This window comes from Marinobacterium weihaiense, from assembly GCF_019061305.1.
GTDB lineage: Bacteria > Pseudomonadota > Gammaproteobacteria > Pseudomonadales > Balneatricaceae > Marinobacterium > Marinobacterium weihaiense.
This window is the reverse complement of the sequence record NZ_JAHQZT010000008.1, coordinates 49350-67011: the sequence shown is the minus strand read 5'-3', so window position 1 is coordinate 67011 and position 17662 is coordinate 49350. Positions and strand designations below refer to the sequence as shown.

The window sequence follows — 17662 nt, the reverse complement described above, 5'->3', positions numbered from 1 at the left end:
AGGAATTGACATGTCCGCATCCCGCAAGCGCCTGCTGCGCGCCATTTACCGCCAGATCGCCATTATCGGTGCGCCGTTCATGCTCACCTCGGCAGGCCGTACCCGTTTCCGTGAGTTTTTCGATGACCGCATCATCGAACTGTTCCGGGATAATATCGAAGCCTTCGTGCGTGATTACCCGGAGGTCTGGAGCGAGGAACAGACCCTGCGCCACCTGATCGAGCACCGCAGCAGCATCTGCCGCTTTGGCGATGGCGAGCTCAAGCTGATGGTGGGCGAGCGCCACAAATCCTTTCAGGACGTTAACCCTGAACTGAATGCTCGCCTGGAGCAGGTGCTGGGCAGTGATGAGCCCAACATTCTGATCGGTATTCACCCGGTTCGGGATTACGACGGCCTGGGCCGCATCTGGCAGAAATTCATTATCCGTATCGGGCGTGAGGTGCTGGCCCTACTGGATGGCAAGCGCAGCTATCCTTCCATGGGCGCTTTCCGCGTCCTGCCGGATGAATCCGAAGCCGCACTGGTGGAGCGGGTGCAGCTGATCAAGCAGGTGTGGCAGGACCGCAAGGTGCTACTGGTAGTGGGCGAAAACAGCCGCTTCACCTTTGAAGACGAGCTGTTCAATAACGCCACCTCGGTGGATTTTCTCTATGCACCGGCCAAGAACGCTTTTGCCGAATACGATGATATTATCGCCCGCATCAGCGAATATGATCCGGCGGAATACCTGATCATGCCGGTACTCGGCCCCACCGCTACGGTACTGGCCTATGACCTGGCCCAACGCGGTTACCAGGCCATCGACTTTGGCCAGATGCCGGGCACCTTCCGCCGCGCCAAGCGCAAGCTGTTCGGTGACGAGAATCACCCGCTGCCCGCACTGCGCACCACCAAGCCGTCGACCTGATATGTCCAACCTTTCTTTGTCTGCAGGAACGCCCATGCAACACGATCTGACGCTGGCCATGCTGTCATGGCGCCAGCCCCGCACCCTGAAACACTCGCTGGAGAGCTACCAGCGCCAGGGCCTGTTGGATATGGCCAAGGAAAAGCTGATTTTCTTCAATGAATGCACCGGAGAAGATCGCCGCATCGCCGAGAAATACGGCTTCACCGTGCTGCAGGCGAAACGCAATATCGGCATCGCCAAGCCGTTCCAGGAGCTGATCAAGGCGGCCAGCGGCCGTTACTTCCTGTTTCTGGAAAACGACTTCATGCTGGTGGAAGATGAAGCCACCTGCGAGCAGGAACTGCAAGCCGCCATGGCGGCGGTGGACACGGATATCGCCTGTGTACGCCTGCGTCACCAGCACCACTATGGCGATCCGAATTACTGGCTGCTGAAGGTATGGGAAGGTCGCAAGAGTGCCGAGCAGGCCAACCTCAACGCCACCTACCTGTTTAACGAGCCGGATCGCGAATACGACGAGATCGAGCGCGTCGAGCACCTGAACCGCACCTTCTTTGTCGCTGACTCAGGTATTGCCAACTTCACCAACAACCCCTGTCTGTATCGCACCGAGTTTCTGCGCGAACATTTCCTGCAGCGCGAATTCACCGAGTTCGACAATCTGGAAACCAATATCGAGCCCTGGTGGCAGCAGGCCGGACTGCGTATTGCTCAGGGTCGCGGGCTGTTCAAGCATCACCCACTGGAAGTCAGTGGCTCCGGTTTTGCTCAGCACAAGCGGATCAAGCACTCGATCAAGCACTGGTCACACTACCTGATCCGTATCGGCTACAAGCGCCGTGTGATCAACCTGTTCCTGCTGCAGTTCCTGCCGATGCTGATCAAGGCCAACATCAACCTGGGCAACAAGGTGATGCTGAACCTGTCACTGGGACGCTACGAGAGCGAATAAGACCTTCTAACGCGGTACTCGTAAGCTTAGCGGCTTTTTTCGAGCTTCCAGGTGTTCAACAAGGACATAGGGGTTCCGGTGATGACGAGACACAACAGAGGTGAAGTTTGGTATTCTAATCGGGTTCATTCACTCAGGTACAGAGCGCACCCATGCCCCTAGCACGCCCGTTGAAGGTTGTTCAGTTATTGCCGGCTCTCGAGTCGGGCGGCGTCGAGCGCGGCACCGTGGAATTCGCCCGCGAACTGGTGCGCCTGGGTCATGAATCGATCGTTATTTCCAACGGTGGCCGCCAGGTGGAACGCCTGCAGCGGGACGGCTCGCGCCATATCCAGCTGCCGATCCACCGCAAATCGCTCCGGTCACTGACCCAGGTGCGCCCACTGCGACGTCTGCTCACCGAGTTGGATGCCGATATTCTCCACGTGCGCTCGCGTGCCCCGGCCTGGATCACCTGGCTGGCCTGGCGCAAGATGGACCCGACCACGCGCCCGCGTCTGGTCAGCACCTTCCATGGCATGTATTCGGTCAACGCCTACAGCGCCATCATGGCCAAGGCCGAGCAGGTCATCGCCATCTCAGACTGTGTCGAGCAGTACATCCGCGACAACTATCAGGTGCCGGCGGACAGGATCACCCGCATCTACCGCGGCCTGGACCCGGACATCTTCAGCCACAACCCAGACACCGCTGCTCTGCATGCCGAATTTCCGCAGTTTGCAGGCAAGAAGCTGCTGCTGATGCCTGGCCGGCTGTCACGCTGGAAGGGTCAGCTGGATTTCATCGAGGTGATGCATCGATTGCTGCAAAAGCGCGATGACTGCCACGGCATCATCCTCGGCGGCGCCGAGGCCAACAAGGCAAGTTACCGCGAGGAGCTGGAGCAGCGCTGCCGTACTCTGGGGCTGGAACAGGCCATCACCTTCACAGGCCATCGCAGCGACATTCAGGCGTTCTACAATCTGTGCGATCTGACCTGCCACCTGTCCAGCAAGGCCGAACCCTTTGGCCGTACCGTACCCGAGGCCCTGGCCACCGGCTGCCCGGTGGTGGCCTATGATCGCGGCGGCGCCAGCGAATCCCTGCATGCGGCCTTCCCTGCCGGACTGGTGCCAGCGGATGACGTGGATGCTTTTGTTGCACGCATCGACCAGCTGTTGAGCCAGCCCCCCGGCAACATCCAGCTACCCGATGCCTTCTACCTCAAGGCCCAGGCCGAGGCCACGCTCGATGTATACTACCGCTTGCTCGCGCAACCGGTGACGGCCCCCTAACACCGGCCAGCGATGGCTTTTGACTCACTGCACATTCAGGACTTGGCTTTCTTATGAGAATTCTCCACATCGCCTATCAGCAGCTCAAGCGCTACGGCCACACCCGCGTCAGCTGGGCACAGAAGCTCACTTCCGGCCTGATCAAGAATGATCATCTGGTGCAGGGTTTCAGTGACCGGGATGTCGCGTCCTTCGAGGCACCGTTCGGCATTCGTGACTTGGGTAAGAAGAAAGCCAACCAGCGCCTGCTGGAAACTGTCGAGTCCTTCGAACCCGATCTGGTGATCGCCGGTCACTGCGACATGATCACCAACGCGACCTTGGCCGAAATTCGCAAGCGCCAGCCGGACTGTTTCATTGCCCATTGCAATAACGACCCGCTGTTCGTGCCGTCCAATGTGGAACGCATCCATCACCGTGCAGAAGTGGCCGATGCCGTGTTCGTCTCCACCGGCCGTCGCGAACTGAGCCAGTTCGAAGGCTCACGTGCCCGCATTTACCACATGCCCAACCCGGTCGAGCCGTCGGTGGAGTGCTTCGACAACTCGACCAAGACCGATGCCGAACTGCCGATCGATCTGATCTTCTGCAGCAACAGCCAAAACTTTACCAAGCGGCTGGAGATGATCGGGCGCATGAAGGAACAGCTGGACCCCATCATGGCCTTCAAGACCTTCGGCAGCTTCGGCGAGGCACCGGTCTGGGGCCGCGATTACGACCGTGCGTTGATGCAGAGCAAGATGGGCCTGAACTTCAACCGCCAGGAAGGCCTGCACTGGTACTCCTCCGCGCGCATGGCGCAGTTGGCCGGCAACGGCATCCTGCAGTTCAGCCACAGTTCCGGCGCTTTCGACGAGTTGCTGCCGCCTGAGACAGTGGTCTACTTCGATGAAGAAGAAGATTTGATTGCCAAAATCCGTGAATTCCACGCCGATGATGCCAAGCGTCAGGCCTGGGCCGACGCCGCCCGTCGCTTCTTCCATCAGGAGATGAACTCGACGCTCTATGCCCAGTACATCGCCGAAGCCAGTACCCTGACCCCCTTCAGCCACGACTACTGCTGGGCCCAGGATATCAACCTGGACGGCCGTCTGAAATGAGTGTGATACTGGCCGACGAGCAGGCCTTTGCCCAGGGAGGACACCGCCTCTGCTTTGTCCACCCCCGGCATGCCGACCGCTGCATCAAGGTACGTCGCCCGGACTTCACCCTGGAAGACCTGCGCCGCAAGAAAGGCTTTCCCAAGTCACTGCTGCCGCTGCACTGCTTTGATGACAACCGTGAAGAGCACGAGGTAATCACGGACCTGGCCACACGACACGGTGAACCGGTGTTCGATCTGATCAGCCGCTGCTACGGCTTCGAAACTACCGACCTAGGACCGGGCCTGGTACTGGAGCTGGTGCGGGACGCCGATGGCCGGATTTCACAAACCCTGAAGGCACAGATCTGGCATCAGGGCTATGGCCCGGACTGCCAAGCGGCCGTCGAGCGCTTCATTGCTGCCTGGCGCAACCTTCAGATACCCTCACGCGATCTGCTGCTGCACAACCTGCTGGTACAAAAAGACAGCGCGGGCCAAGTACAGCGCATTGTGGTCATCGATGGCCTCGGTAGCCCCAACCTGATCCCGTTCCATCGCCTGCCGCCGTCACTGCGTTCAGCCAAGGTCGAGCGCAAGCTGACCAACCTGCAACAGCGCATCGAGCAGATATTGGCAAAAAAGGCACGCGGCGACCAACCCGGCTATCACGGCATGGCCACCGCTCACCTCCCTCACGACAACCGCAAGGGCTGACCGCATGACCGACTCCAAGATTCGTGTAGCACAAGTACTGGCCGGCGCTGCCCGGGGCGGCGCGGAAAACTTCTTTGTCCGCATGGTCGCGGGCCTGAACGAGCGTGACAGTCTGCAGGTGCGGGCCTTCATCCGTAACCATCAGGATCGCATCGATACCCTTACCCAGGCTGGGGTGGAGACCTGGGGCTACCGTTTCGGCTCGCCCCTGGATGTGCTGGACCGCCTGCACTTTCGCCGTGAGCTCAAGGCCTTTGCGCCGGATATCGTCATGACCTGGATGAACCGCGCCAGCGGCTATACGCCCAACTCCGACGACTATATTCTGATCAACCGGCTGGGGCACTATTACAACCTCAAGTACTACCAGCACTCGGATTACTGGGTCGGCATCAGCAAGGGCATCTGCCAGCACCTGATCGACGGCGGCTTCCCCGCCGATCGCGTCTTCCATATTCCCAACTTTGCCGATGAACGCGAGGTTGAGCCTCTGCCCCGCGACAGCTTCGATACGCCCACGGACCGTCCACTGATTCTGGCCGCAGGCCGTCTGCACGTGAACAAGGGCTTCGATGTTCTGCTGCACAGCCTGACCGAGATTCCCGACGCCATGCTCTGGCTGGCCGGCTCCGGCCCCGAGGAACAGACGCTGAAGCAGCTGTGCCACTCACTCGGGCTGGATGAACGCGTCCGTTTTCTGGGCTGGCGTACCGATGTCACGGCACTGATGCGCACGGCCGATCTGTTTGTGTGCCCGTCACGTCATGAAGGACTGGGATCAATCGTGATGGAATCCTGGGCACACCGCTGCCCGATTGTGGCAACCCGCTCCCAAGGGCCGGGGGAAGTGATCACCGATGGTGAAAGCGGCCTGCTGACACCCATTGATGATGCCAAGGCACTGACGCAGGCGATTCGTTCGGTGCTGGACAGTGAAGCACTGCGCGCCACGTTAGTGGAAGGGGCCGCCGAGGTCTACGCCAAGAGCTACAGCAAACAGCACATTATTGACGCCTACGACACGCTTTATCATGAACTGTTGAGCCGGCGCTAGTCGCGGCCCAACCAGCCTTTCTTCAGAATCACCTCGGCACAGCGCTCGGCCTCATTGAAGGTTGCCGAGGTCGAGGTGATAGCATCCAGCGACCAATCCGGTGCTGCACTGACGATACCTTGCTCGCGCAAGGTATCTACGCCTCGACTGATGCGGTTGTCCGCCTGCTCCTCCAGGGTCAGCACCCCAACCTTACAGCCGGCCGTCAGGGCTTCGTACACCATGGACGCGCTGTCCTGGGTCACCCAGCACACCTCGGCACGTGCCAGCTGCTGCGGCAACCAGTCGGAGTCGGTGTTCGCGGCCGGCACAAAACGTTCCCCGGCCAATGCTTTTAACGCCTGCTCGGTACTGGCCGGCGTGCGTCGTGACGACCCCAGAGTCCAGACGCCAGGCACCTGCCGCAGCAGGGTTTCAACCTGCTCGAGCACGCGGGATTCATTCCAGCTGAAATGTTTGGAGGGACCGCCGATCAACATCACACCGCTGCCGGGCACCTTATCACCCGGCTGCATCCGGTTCAGCGCACCACGGGTGGCAATAATGTTGGGGCGCTGCGGCGGCTGGTCGTGTTCCGGCACCAGGCAGAGATCGAAAAAGCCCATGGGTATGGAGGGCTGCATCAGCACCACTGCCGGTACGCCGTACAGTCGACGCAGCGCCAGCAGGGTCAAGTGGGTGGCATGACCAGCGCCGATCACCAGTGCGGGCTTGTCCTCCAGTGCCGGCAAACCGGTACTGAAACACAGCCGCAGCGCCTGCAGCCGACTCATTGGCGGCTGCTCGCTGATGGCCACTTCACGCCGGCGTGACAGCGCCTCGGCCAGACCACGGGACTGGTTCAGGTGGCCCGGCTTGCCATCACTGACAATCCAGATCTGTTGACAGCTGTCGCTCACTTCACTCTCCACATCCGGCGCCAGGGTCGACTCAATGGCGCCTTGAAAGCTCGCATACTACCACCGGTCACCTGCGGCCACGAAGCCCGCAACAGTATTTATACTCTCGGATCATTCCATTTTGTCCGGGAATGCATAAAATCTAGGATTGCTGCAGCTCTCCGTGATGCGCATCCGCAGTGTCACTCCGGCGATCACTCTCAACCCAGTTTGTTAGGAAGGTCTTATGTCTGCTTTTGGTTCCGTGTTCATGCCTGAAATGGCAATCTCCTGGTTTGATGGCTCTCAGTGGAGCGACACCGAGGTGGTATCAAGCGACAGCCTGCAACTGCACCCGGGCGCCCATGTGCTGCACTATTCCAGCACATGCTTCGAAGGCCTGAAGGCGTTTCGTCACGAAGACGGTTCCGTGAAGATCTTCCGCATGGACAAGAACATTCGCCGCCTGGCGCAGAGCTCCGAGCTGCTGGGCCTGCCGGCCTTTGATGAAGCCGTCATGGCCGATATGATTCGCGACATTGTGGCCCGCTTCGCGGATGACGTGCCGGCACCGCCGGGCTCGATGTACATCCGCCCAACCCATATTGGCACCGAACCGGCCATCGGCAAGGCCGCCGTTCCCTCGCTGACCTCCTGCCTGTACGTGCTGCTGTCACCGGTGGGCGATTACTTCACCGGCGGTGATAAGGCGTTGCGCCTGCTGCTGGACGACGAAGGCATGCGCTGCCCGCCGCACATGGGCGTGGTCAAGTCCGGCGGTAACTACGCCGGCGCCCTGCAGCCGATCATGAAGGCCCGTGCCGAGTTTCAGGCCGACCAGGTGCTGTTCTGCCCGGGCGGCGATGTGCAGGAAACCGGCGCGGCCAATTTCCTGCTGATCGACGGCAACGAGATCATCACCAAAGCGCTGGACAGCAGCTTCTTGCACGGCGTCACCCGTGACTCCATTCTCACTCTGGCCCGCGACATGGGCATGGATGTACAGGAGCGCGAACTCACCGTGGAAGAACTGCTTGAGCGTAGCGCACGCCCAGGCTGCGAAGCAGCGCTGTCCGGTACCGCGGCGGTGCTGACGTCGGTCGGCACCCTGATTTACAAAGGTCAGGAGTACCCGGTGGGCAACGGCGGCATTGGCGAGACTACCGTGCGCCTGCGCCGTGCGCTGAACGACATCCAGTGGGGCAAGGCCGAGGACACGCACGGCTGGTTGACCAGCCTGTAAGGGCTCTGGTCGCCACAAAAAAGCCGACGCATGCGTCGGCTTTTTCAATATGTCAGCCCTCAGTCGGCTGTGCCCGGCTCCAGCAGCCGCTGCCAGATTGCCGACACATCTTCGCGATACTCACGCATCGCCGCTTCGTCCAGCACGCTGGAGCGGTTCTGCAGCGTCTGACGATGACCGGCAGCGCGATACCCCTTGTAGGCCTCGCGCAGCAGTTCCACTTCGTCCGAAGCCAGCAGTCCTTCGTGTTCGATACTGGCCAAGATACGGATGTTATCGGTCCAGCGCATCATTCCCGGACGCTCTTGCGCATGGCGCAGTACCAGATACTGCACCATGAACTCGATATCGACGATACCGCCACGGTCCTGCTTCAAATTGAATACCGCCGGAGCATCCTCCACCGGTTTACTGCCCAGATGTTCACGCATCTTCGTACGCATCTCGACCACCTGCGCCTTCAGCTCGTTTTCATCACGGGGGCGGGCCAGAATCTCCTGCCGCACCGCCCGGAAACGCTCCGCCAGTGCTGGACTGCCGGCCACGACCCGCGCCCGCACCAATGCCTGGTGCTCCCAGGTCCAGGCATCCTTGTGCTGGTAGTCACGGAAGGCATTGAGTGAACTGACCAGCAGACCGGAGTTGCCTGAAGGCCGCAGGCGCATGTCCACCTCATACAAAATCCCGGACGGAGTAAAGGTATTAAGGATATGAATGATCCGCTGGCCCAGACGGTTGAAGAACACCGCATTGGCGATAGGACGGCCGCCATCGGTTTCCAAATTGGCATCGGCGTCGTGCAGGAACACCAGATCCAGGTCCGAGCCGTAGGACAGTTCGATGCCACCGACCTTGCCGTAGCCGACGATGATAAAGTCAGGATCGCAGGGCACCCCCGGCGTTTTTTGTGGCGTACCGTGCTTTTCGGTCAGGTCGCGCCAGGCGATTTCAAGCACCGCCTCCAGCACCGTTTCCGCCAGCCAGGTCAAGTAGTCGCTGACCCGCATCAGCGGCAGCACACCGGTAATATCGGACGCCGCCACGCGCAGCATGTGGGCGTGCTTGAAATAGCGCAGCGTCTCCATCAGCTGCTCGATATCATCTTCGGGAATGCGCAGCAGCTGCTGGCGCAGCTCGGTGCGCAGCTCGTCTTGGTTGGGCGGGGTGTACAGGGTGCGCGGGTCGATCAGTTCATCCAGCAGTACCGGCTGCTTGGCCAGCTGTTCGGCGAACCAGCTGCTGGCCGAACACAGGCGCACCAGCTGCTTGAGCGCGGCGGGGTTTTCCGCCAGCAATACCAGGTAGGCCGAGCGGCGCAGCACCGCCTGCACCAGCACCAGCACACGCTCCAGCGTGGTTTCCGGGTTATCGCTCTGACCAGCCAGTTCCAGCAGTGGCGGTAGCACGGCTTCCAGACGTTCCAACGCTACCTTCTGCAGCATCTGCACGGTACGCAGTCCCTTGAGGTCCTGCAGCGCCTTGAGCGCCACCACCGGCTCGGCATACCCCTGCTCACGCAGGAAATCGAGCGCGTTGTCGTCATCCATCATGCCCTGCCACAGCGCCAGCCACTCGGTACGCAGGTCATCGTCCTGCATCTCCTCGCCTTCGGCCGGTGCAATCACATCGGCAAAATGATGGGAGACCGCAGCTCGCGCCTGCTCCAACGCTGCCTGAAGCGCCGGCCAGTCGGCGAAACCCTGGGCAAAGGCCAATCGGGCCCGGCCTTGGTCATCTTCGGGCAGTTCCTGGGTCTGCTTGTCGGCAATGGCCTGAATGCCGTGCTCCACGTTGCGCAGCAGCGTGTAAGCCTCGGTCAGCTCGGTCACCGCCGCCTCGGGCATGCCGACCTTGTCCGGTAACTGTGGCAGGATATTGAGCAGCTCGCGCTGCTGCAGTTCCCGATCACGGCCACCACGGATCAGCTGGAACGCCTGAGCGATGAACTCCACCTCGCGAATGCCGCCGGCACCGAGCTTGACGTTCTGTTCCAGCCCCTTGCGCCGTACCTCGCGGTTGATCATGGTTTTCATGTCGCGCAAGGATTCAAAGGCACTGAAATCAATATACTTACGGTACACGAACGGCCGCAGCTGCTGCAGCAGTTCATCCCCGGCCACGTGGTCGCCGGCCACCACCCGCGCCTTGATCATGGCATAGCGCTCCCAGTCACGGCCCTGGTCCTGGTAGTAGCTCTCCATGGCAGCAAAACTGCAGGCCAGCGGCCCTGCCGAGCCGAAGGGGCGCAGGCGCATATCGACGCGGAATACGAAGCCATCCACCGTCAGGTTATCCAGCGCCTGGATCAGTTTCTGTCCCAGGCGGATGAAAAAGTCCTGGTTATCCAGGTTCTTGCGCTCGCCATCAGTTTCGCCGTTGGCCGGAAAAGTGAACATCAGATCGATATCGGACGACAGGTTCAGCTCATGGGCGCCCAGCTTCCCCATGCCCAGCACGACCATCCGCTGCGGATGACGCTGTCCGTTGGCATCCGGCCGCGAGTGCGGCACGCCCCAGCGCTGACAGGCCCGGCGATAGAGCCATTCCAGAGTGCAGTCGATGCAGGCATCCGCCAACCTCGACAACTCGGCGGTGGTGCCTCGCATATCGGCCAGACGGTTCAGATCGCGCCAGATCAAGCGTACCATCTCGCGCTGACGGAACAGGCGCAGTTCACGGTGCAGCACTTGTTCATCGTCCACGGCAGCCAGCCGTGCCTGCAGTCGCTCGGCGTAGCAGCCATCGGTATAGGCCTGCTGCAGATCCCCGCTGTCAATCAGTGCAGCCAGCCAGTCAGGGTGCCGTTGCAGCTGGTCGGCGAGATAATCACTGCCGACCAGGGCACGTGTCAGCTGTGGTGACAGCCAGTCGGGCATTGTCGCCAGCCGATCGAGGGCGGGCTGTACCTGCTCCCGGTGATGTTCCAACAGCGGCTGCAGCGCCGCCGGTACCGAGGTGTCAACGTGTTGCGTCTGATGCATGAGGGTCCCTCGTCAGTTCTGATCCTGGCCGTGCTGAAAAAGCCGATAGCCGCGCTGAGCCTTGCTGTCATCAAAGGGGGTCAGCGTCACCTCGGACGACAGCGCCTGTGCCAGAGACAGCAACGCCTCGGCCGGGCCAGACTTGAGTTCCAGCTCCAACTCCAGAATGGCGTCCTGGACCGCGGACGTACCACAGCGAATCCAGCCTTGGTCCAGGGCCACTTCAATGGCGGCACCGGCATGGTCGAGCTGCCAGCATTCACGTTCAAAATCGGTGGTGAACACCGGTTGCAGCGCCAGAGTCTCGGCGGGCGGCAGTTCGGTCGGCCAGATGCTCGCACTCAGGTACTCGGGCGCCAGTGCATCCCGCGACAGGTCCCACTCCCATTCGCCACGCTGATGCAGACCATTGACGCTCTGTCCACGGGTTTTCAGGGTCTGGATGATGCGCTCGCCCTGGTAACGCAGACGCAGAGCGACACGGGCACGCGCCAACGCCAGATCCGGGCTGTCATAATAGGTATTGCGCAGCCATTGTCGCCCCTCGGCGACCGCCCCCTGCAACAGCGGATGCGTTCGCAGACGTTCGATATCGGCCTCGTTCAGGGCGAGTTTGAGTTCGGTTTCCATTGCCATGACATCAGCACCTGTAGTTTTTTTACCAGTGTACCCAAGGATTTGCGTGGATGGGCGTCAGATTTCAGCATTTTTTGTGACGCCATCACTACAGATCGATGACATCAGCACGTATACTTGCGCCGAGTTTTTCCACCTGCAACAGGAACGCAACATGGTAAACAGCCCTATTCTGCAAATGTTTGCACGTTCCCCGTTCAAACCGATGCAGGAGCACATCGTCAAGGCGCAGGCAAGCGCCGCGGAACTGATCCCCTTCTTTGAAGCGGTGATCAGGAACGATTGGAACACCGCATCCGAGTGCCAGCAACGCATTGCCGAGCTGGAAAACGAGGCGGATGATCTCAAGCGTGACATTCGCCAACGCCTGCCCGCCAGTCTGTTTCTGCCGGTGCCACGCACCGACCTGCTTGACCTGCTGCGCATGCAGGACAAGATCGCCAACCGCGCCAAAGATATTGCCGGTCTGATGCTGGGTCGCCAGATGCAGATTCCGCAGCCTATCCAGGGCGAACTGCTGGAGCTGCTGCGCACCACGCTGCTGGCCATCGAGCAGGCAGTCCTGGCCTTGCGTGAACTTGACGAACTGCTCACCGCCGGTTTCCGTGGCCATGAGGTCGACATTGTCGAACGCCTGATCACCGAACTGGACGCCCTGGAACACAAGGCCGATGAACATGAACGTGCTTTGCGCTCGTCCCTGTTCGCCGTTGAACGCGATCTTTACCCGATCGACGTCATGTTCCTGTATCAGACCATTCAGTGGGTTGGCGATTTGGCCAACCGTGCCCAGCAGGTTGGTAACCGCCTGCAAATGCTTCTTGCACGATAAACTCAAACGACCAAGGCTACACAATGGATATCATTGCTCAGTACGGCAACATCATGGTCATCATGGCCTGTGTCTTCGGCTTCTTCATGGCCTGGGGTGTAGGCGCCAACGATGTCGCCAATGCGATGGGAACCTCAGTCGGCTCCCGCGCCCTGACCCTGAAGCAGGCGATTGTCATCGCTATCCTGTTTGAATTCGCCGGTGCCTACCTGGCAGGCGGCGCTGTTACCGAAACCATTCGCAAGGGCATCATCGAGCCCTCACTGCTGACCGGCAACCCCGAGCTGCTGGTATATGGCATGATGGCCTCACTGCTGGCCGCAGGAATCTGGCTACTGATCGCCACCCACTTCGGCTGGCCAGTCTCCACCACCCACTCCATCGTCGGGGCCATTGTCGGTTTTGCCGCCGTCGGCATTTCCATGGAAGCGGTGCACTGGACCAAGGTGGGTTCCATCGTCGCCAGCTGGGTAGTGTCCCCGGTCACTGCCGGGATCATCGCCTTTTTCCTGTTCCGCAGCGTGCAAAAGCTGATTTTGGATACCGAAAATCCCTTTGCTAACGCCAAGCGTTACGTGCCCTACTACATTTTCCTGGTGGGTTTCATCATTGCCATGGTGACCTTTACCAAGGGCCTCAAGCACATTGGCCTGCATCTGAGCTGGCTGCAGAGCGCCGGGATATCGGTCATCATCGGCCTAATCACCATGGCCGCCGGCATGTTCATGCAGCGCAACATCAAGATCGATGCCGCCGCTGATCGTGAATACCACTTCACCAGTGTGGAGAAGGTCTTCGGCGTACTGATGATGTTTACAGCCTGCGCCATGGCCTTTGCACACGGTTCCAATGACGTGGCCAACGCGGTCGGTCCGCTGGCGGCCATTGTCGGTATCGTCAATGCCGGTGGTGAAGTAGCCCAGAAGGCGGCCATGCCGGCCTGGATTCTGCTGCTGGGTGGTGGCGGCATTGTGGCCGGTCTGGTGATGTATGGCCACAAGGTGATCGCCACTGTAGGCCAGAATATTACCGAGCTGACGCCAAGCCGCGGCTTTGCCGCAACACTGGCGGCGGCGTCCACAGTAGTGGTCGCGTCCGGTACCGGCCTGCCGATCTCGACCACCCACACGCTGGTGGGTGCCGTACTGGGTGTAGGCATTGCCCGCGGCCTGGCGGCCCTGAACCTGAAGGTAGTCGGCACCATCTTCGTGTCCTGGATCGTAACGCTGCCGGCCGGCGCCATCCTGTCGATCATGTTCTTCTTCATGCTCAAGGGTATCTTCTCCTGACGCCCTGCGGGCAGCCCGCGTCCTGCGGTGCTGCCCGTCAGCATGGACCCGTCGCGGCAAAGGCTGCACAATAGCGGCTGTCCCTTGAGCCCGAACGGGAGCCGATCTTGAGCACCACCGACCACGTCAACTGGTTCCGCCACTCTTCACCCTACATCAATGCCCACCGCGGCAAGACCTTCGTGCTGATGCTCAGTGGTGAAGCGATTGCGGATGCCAATTTTGCCAATACCGTCCATGACATCGCCTTGCTCAACAGTCTGGGAGTACGCCTGGTACTGGTTCATGGCGCCCGCCCCCAGGCCGAGCAACGCCTGAAGGCACGCGGCATTGAAACCCGCCTGCACCACGACCTGCGCGTGACCGGCGGCGAGGTGCTGGAGTCGGTCATTGAAGCCGTCGGCACCCTGCGCACCGACATCGAAGCTCGATTGTCGATGGGGCTGGCCAACACCCCCATGCACGGCGCTCGCATTCGCGTCTGCAGCGGCAACTTCGTCACCGCCCGCCCGGTGGGTGTGCTGGATGGCGTCGACATGGGCCATACCGGTGAGCTGCGCCGGGTGGATCATGAGGGCATTCGCCATCTGCTCAACCTGAACCAGATCGTACTACTATCCAACCTGGGCTATTCACCCACCGGTGAGGTATTCAACCTGGCCGTGGAAGAAGTTGCCACCCATGCTGCCATTGCACTCAAGGCTGACAAGCTGATCCTGTTCGGCTCCGAAGCCGGCATCCATGACAGCCGTGGCGAGTTGCGCAGCGAGCTGTTGGCCGACACGGCGTCGCGCCTGGTGCAGCAGTACCTGGCCCGGGTTGAAGACCCGGAACAGCCCTATACCGAAACCGCCTGCCTGCTGGAAGCCGCCGCCACCGCCTGTGAAAAGGGCGTGCCGCGCTGCCACCTGATCAGCTACCAACGTGACGGCGCGCTGATCAACGAACTGTTTACCCGTGATGGCGAAGGCACGATGGTGGTCAGCCATTCCTATGAGCAGATTCGCCCGGCCAATATCGAGGATGTGGGTGGCATTCTGGAGCTGATCGCGCCGCTGGAAGAAAAGGGCATTCTGGTCCGCCGCTCCCGCGAGCGCCTGGAAGGCGAGATTGAGCGTTTCACCGTCGTGGTGCGTGACGGCGCTATCATCGGTTGTGCCGCTCTCTATCCGTTCACAGACGAGGGCATTGGCGAGCTGGCCTGTGTTGCCATCAACAGCGACTATCGTGGCGGCCAGCGCGGTGACCGCCTGCTGGCCGCCATCGAGCAACAGGCACGCGAACTGGGCCTGGGCCAGCTGTTCGTGTTGACCACCCGCACCGCGCACTGGTTCGTGGAGCGCGGCTTTGCTGCCGCCGAACGCGAGCAGCTGCCGCAGGAGAAGAAGGCGCTATACAACTTTCAGCGCAATTCAAAAGTGTTCTTCAAGCCGCTGGGCTGAGCTTTTCGCCGGGCAGGATGACATTGAAGCAGGCGCCGCCAAGATCGGATTCGCTGACTTCCAGTTCGCCGTCGTAGCTGCTGACGATGTCCAGCGCCACCGCCAGGCCGATACCTTGGCCCGGCGCCTGGGTAGTATCCAATCGGGCGCCGCGCTGCAGGATCACCTGACGCTGTTTGGGCGCCACCCCCAGGCCATCATCACTGACCGCCACCCGCAAGACGCCACCCGCCTGCTCTACCTCAACCCGTACCCGGCTGTCGCCATACTTGAACGCGTTGTCGAGCAGGTTGCCCAGCAGTTCCATCAGGTCGCGCTCGTCACCTGCAAACCCGGCGGAGGCATCCAGACGGGTCTCAATATCCTTGGGCTGTCGGGCATACACTTTTTCCATCACCCCCAGCAGCCGCTCCACCACCGGAACCACCGGCAGCGCCTGCGCCAGGGTGCGCCCCTCGCTCTTCACCGCCCGCGCCAACTGATACTGCACGATCTGTTGCATACGCTGCACCTGCTCATCAACCTGCTGGCGGTACGCCTGTTGGCTCAGTCCTTCGTCACCGGCCCCCCGAATCACCGCCAGGGGTGTTTTCAGGCTGTGCGCCAGATCCCCCAGCGTGTTGCGGTAGCGCTCGCGCTGCTTGCGCTCGGATTCGATCAAGCGGTTCAGGCTATCGGTCACGCCACGCACTTCCAGCGGATACTGGCCGTCCAGGGCATCCGCCTCGCCGGCTTCGATCCGTTCCAAGTCGCCAGCCAACAAATCCAACGGCCGCAGCCCCCAGCGCATGATGAAATACTGCGCCAGCAAGGCCACCAGGCAGATGCCACTGAGCCAGCCCAGCAACTGCAGGCTAAACGCCTTCATTTCGCTGCGCACCTGCTCGTCCTTGCGCAGTACCGAGATCAGAAAGCGCATTTCACCGGTCGGCGTTTCCCACACCACCGGGTACTGAAACAGATACAGCTGCTGCTCGGGCAGATGACTGAACAGCGCCTGCCCCGGGCGCAATGCTGAGCTGGGCAGACGCTCGACCACCACCTCTGGCAGCTCTAGGCTGGAGCGAGAGCGCCAGAAAATGCGCTGATCAGCGCCATGAATGAAGCCGTACACGCCTGAACCGGGACGGCTGAAGCCCGGTTCCAGCACCCGCTCAGGCAAGCTGAGGCGTCCGTTTTTCACTTCCAATGAGCCCAGCAGCAGGTACACCTGCAGCCGCGCCTGGGACGCTTCGGCATTTTCGAGACTGGAATGGAACGCCTTGAGCAGGGCCAAACCCGCCAGCACGATAACCAGCGGCAGAATGATGGCGGAGGCCCGTAGCAGGCGCCCCCGCAGGGAAAGGGTTACGGAGGAGTCGGTCACGCCGGGCCGCTGCCCTCCAAGGCAAAACGATAGCCCAGACCGCGCACCGTGGTAATCGGCTGTAGCGTCTGCTCGGGGTCGAGCTTCTGGCGCAGGCGACGAATGAACACCTCCAGCACATTACTGTCGCGATCATAGTCCTGGTGGTACAGGTGCTCGGTCAATTCTGCCTTAGAAATGGTCTTGCCGGCGTTGAGCATCAGGTACTCGAGGGTGCGGTATTCATAACTGGTCAAGCGCACTTCTGCACCTTCACGGGTCACCACCCGTGCTGCCGTGTCCAGCTCCAGCGGCCCGAACTTGAGCACCGGGCTGGCATGGCCGGACGCGCGGCGCACCAGTGCGTTCAGGCGCGCCAGCAGCTCTTCAGCATGGAACGGCTTGGCCAGGTAATCATCGGCGCCGGCCTCCAGGCCTTCCACCTTGTCCTGCCAGTCGCCACGCGCGGTCAGGACCAGCACCGGGACGGTGTTGCCATCACTGCGCCACTGTCGAATCACCTCCAGGCCGGACACCTCCGGCAGGCCGATATCCACGATGGCCACGTCATACTCGTATTCTTGGCCCAGGTAGAGGGCTTCACGGCCGTTGCCGGTTTCTTCGATGGTATAGCCGCGCTGCTCAAGCTGCTGCTTGAGCTGGCGACGCAGGTCTGCATCGTCTTCAACGATCAGTGCTTTCATTCAGCGCTCTCCGCCTGTAAGGGTGACAACATCCGCCCGGTGGCGGCATCAACCAACACATCCCGGACACGCCCCTGGTCCAGCAAACGTACCCGATAGGCATCGCGCCCATCGTGGCGTGTCAACTCAGCCTTGATGATGGCACCGCCCAGTGTATCACGGGCCAGTTGAGAGGCCTCCAGCAGATTTACCGGCCGCGAGGCCGGAGCCGCCTCTTCGGCAGGCTCCACCTCGGCGCCTGCCGGCAATGCCACGGCCAGCAGCAGGGCGGCAGCCCTGCTGCGCCGAAACCTGGTCGTGTCTTTGTTCATGGTGACTCCC

The 17662-nt window shown here is 61.0% G+C and carries 16 protein-coding genes; 10 read left to right on the top strand and 6 right to left on the bottom strand.

Annotated features, from left to right (window positions below; all coding sequences use genetic code 11):
* Positions 1-10: 10 nt before the first annotated feature.
* The 6 genes from KTN04_RS07935 (at position 11) to KTN04_RS07910 (ending at position 5991) form a co-directional block, all read left to right on the top strand.
* Complete coding sequence (locus tag KTN04_RS07935) at positions 11-910, top strand: GT-D fold domain-containing glycosyltransferase (RefSeq protein ID WP_217334688.1); 900 nt, start codon at positions 11-13, stop codon at positions 908-910.
* A 34-nt stretch (positions 911-944) separates the two neighbouring features.
* A complete protein-coding gene (locus KTN04_RS07930; RefSeq protein WP_217334687.1) occupies positions 945-1865 on the top strand; it encodes a glycosyltransferase family 2 protein in 921 nt (306 codons plus the stop codon).
* A gap of 152 nt (positions 1866-2017) precedes the next feature.
* Positions 2018-3139 (top strand): glycosyltransferase family 4 protein, encoded by a 1122-nt coding sequence (locus KTN04_RS07925; RefSeq protein ID WP_217334686.1) that lies wholly within the window; start codon positions 2018-2020, stop codon positions 3137-3139.
* A 53-nt stretch (positions 3140-3192) separates the two neighbouring features.
* Complete coding sequence (locus KTN04_RS07920) at positions 3193-4239, top strand: glycosyltransferase family protein (RefSeq protein WP_217334685.1); 1047 nt, start codon at positions 3193-3195, stop codon at positions 4237-4239.
* Positions 4236-4937, top strand: a complete 702-nt coding sequence (locus tag KTN04_RS07915; RefSeq protein ID WP_217334684.1) for a YrbL family protein — start codon at positions 4236-4238, stop codon at positions 4935-4937. The genes KTN04_RS07920 and KTN04_RS07915 overlap by 4 nt, the downstream gene beginning before the upstream one ends.
* Positions 4938-4941: 4 nt before the next feature.
* The gene (locus KTN04_RS07910; protein ID WP_217334683.1) at positions 4942-5991 is read left to right on the top strand and encodes a glycosyltransferase; all 1050 of its coding nucleotides are present in this window, start codon (positions 4942-4944) and stop codon (positions 5989-5991) included.
* On the opposite strand, the gene KTN04_RS07905 is transcribed toward KTN04_RS07910, so the two are convergent.
* The gene (locus KTN04_RS07905) at positions 5988-6890 is read right to left on the bottom strand and encodes a mitochondrial fission ELM1 family protein (protein ID WP_217334682.1); all 903 of its coding nucleotides are present in this window, start codon (positions 6888-6890) and stop codon (positions 5988-5990) included. The two genes, KTN04_RS07910 and KTN04_RS07905, sit on opposite strands and share 4 nt — an antisense overlap.
* 226 nt (positions 6891-7116) lie before the next feature.
* On the opposite strand from KTN04_RS07905, the gene KTN04_RS07900 reads away from it, so the two are divergent.
* On the top strand, positions 7117-8112 hold the full coding sequence (locus KTN04_RS07900; RefSeq protein ID WP_217334681.1) for a branched-chain amino acid aminotransferase: 996 nt from the start codon (positions 7117-7119) through the stop codon (positions 8110-8112).
* 59 nt (positions 8113-8171) lie between these two features.
* Here the strand turns inward: KTN04_RS07900 and glnE are convergent, their stop codons facing one another.
* Positions 8172-11093 (bottom strand): bifunctional [glutamate--ammonia ligase]-adenylyl-L-tyrosine phosphorylase/[glutamate--ammonia-ligase] adenylyltransferase, encoded by a 2922-nt coding sequence (glnE, locus tag KTN04_RS07895; protein ID WP_217334680.1) that lies wholly within the window; start codon positions 11091-11093, stop codon positions 8172-8174.
* A 12-nt stretch (positions 11094-11105) separates the two neighbouring features.
* Complete coding sequence (locus KTN04_RS07890) at positions 11106-11729, bottom strand: CYTH domain-containing protein (RefSeq protein WP_217334679.1); 624 nt, start codon at positions 11727-11729, stop codon at positions 11106-11108.
* 154 nt (positions 11730-11883) lie between these two features.
* Here KTN04_RS07890 and KTN04_RS07885 point away from each other — a divergent pair, with 154 nt between their 5' ends.
* From KTN04_RS07885 to argA, 3 genes are all read left to right on the top strand, one after another.
* On the top strand, positions 11884-12561 hold the full coding sequence (locus KTN04_RS07885; RefSeq protein ID WP_217334678.1) for a TIGR00153 family protein: 678 nt from the start codon (positions 11884-11886) through the stop codon (positions 12559-12561).
* Between the two features lie 23 nt (positions 12562-12584).
* The gene (locus tag KTN04_RS07880; protein ID WP_217334677.1) at positions 12585-13850 is read left to right on the top strand and encodes an inorganic phosphate transporter; all 1266 of its coding nucleotides are present in this window, start codon (positions 12585-12587) and stop codon (positions 13848-13850) included.
* Between the two features lie 104 nt (positions 13851-13954).
* Positions 13955-15292, top strand: coding sequence for an amino-acid N-acetyltransferase (gene argA, locus KTN04_RS07875; protein WP_217334797.1), 1338 nt, complete (start codon positions 13955-13957; stop codon positions 15290-15292).
* Here argA and KTN04_RS07870 read toward each other — a convergent pair.
* Genes KTN04_RS07870 through KTN04_RS07860 form a run of 3 tightly spaced genes read right to left on the bottom strand, consistent with a single transcriptional unit; the run spans position 15276 to position 17652 of the window.
* Positions 15276-16658: an ATP-binding protein gene (locus KTN04_RS07870; protein WP_217334676.1), complete on the bottom strand. Its 1383-nt coding sequence runs from the start codon at positions 16656-16658 to the stop codon at positions 15276-15278. The two genes, argA and KTN04_RS07870, sit on opposite strands and share 17 nt — an antisense overlap.
* Entirely contained in the window at positions 16655-17341 is a 687-nt protein-coding gene (locus KTN04_RS07865; RefSeq protein WP_217334675.1) for a response regulator transcription factor, read from the bottom strand. Before KTN04_RS07865 ends, KTN04_RS07870 begins: the two co-directional genes overlap by 4 nt.
* Positions 17338-17652, bottom strand: a complete 315-nt coding sequence (locus KTN04_RS07860; RefSeq protein ID WP_217334674.1) for a PepSY domain-containing protein — start codon at positions 17650-17652, stop codon at positions 17338-17340. The genes KTN04_RS07865 and KTN04_RS07860 overlap by 4 nt, the downstream gene beginning before the upstream one ends.
* Positions 17653-17662 lie beyond the last annotated feature (10 nt).

Bases quoted from the DNA above. Each gene is read 5' to 3' on its own strand.
- KTN04_RS07935 (WP_217334688.1), top strand. From the start codon at position 11: ATGTCCGCATCCCGCAAGCGCCTGCTGCGCGCCATTTACCGCCAGATC.
- KTN04_RS07930 (WP_217334687.1), top strand. From the start codon at position 945: ATGCAACACGATCTGACGCTGGCCATGCTGTCATGGCGCCAGCCCCGC.
- KTN04_RS07925 (WP_217334686.1), top strand. From the start codon at position 2,018: ATGCCCCTAGCACGCCCGTTGAAGGTTGTTCAGTTATTGCCGGCTCTC.
- KTN04_RS07920 (WP_217334685.1), top strand. From the start codon at position 3,193: ATGAGAATTCTCCACATCGCCTATCAGCAGCTCAAGCGCTACGGCCAC.
- KTN04_RS07915 (WP_217334684.1), top strand. From the start codon at position 4,236: ATGAGTGTGATACTGGCCGACGAGCAGGCCTTTGCCCAGGGAGGACAC.
- KTN04_RS07910 (WP_217334683.1), top strand. From the start codon at position 4,942: ATGACCGACTCCAAGATTCGTGTAGCACAAGTACTGGCCGGCGCTGCC.
- KTN04_RS07900 (WP_217334681.1), top strand. From the start codon at position 7,117: ATGTCTGCTTTTGGTTCCGTGTTCATGCCTGAAATGGCAATCTCCTGG.
- glnE (WP_217334680.1), bottom strand. From the start codon at position 11,093: ATGCATCAGACGCAACACGTTGACACCTCGGTACCGGCGGCGCTGCAG.
- KTN04_RS07890 (WP_217334679.1), bottom strand. From the start codon at position 11,729: ATGGCAATGGAAACCGAACTCAAACTCGCCCTGAACGAGGCCGATATC.
- KTN04_RS07885 (WP_217334678.1), top strand. From the start codon at position 11,884: ATGGTAAACAGCCCTATTCTGCAAATGTTTGCACGTTCCCCGTTCAAA.
- KTN04_RS07880 (WP_217334677.1), top strand. From the start codon at position 12,585: ATGGATATCATTGCTCAGTACGGCAACATCATGGTCATCATGGCCTGT.
- KTN04_RS07865 (WP_217334675.1), bottom strand. From the start codon at position 17,341: ATGAAAGCACTGATCGTTGAAGACGATGCAGACCTGCGTCGCCAGCTC.
- KTN04_RS07860 (WP_217334674.1), bottom strand. From the start codon at position 17,652: ATGAACAAAGACACGACCAGGTTTCGGCGCAGCAGGGCTGCCGCCCTG.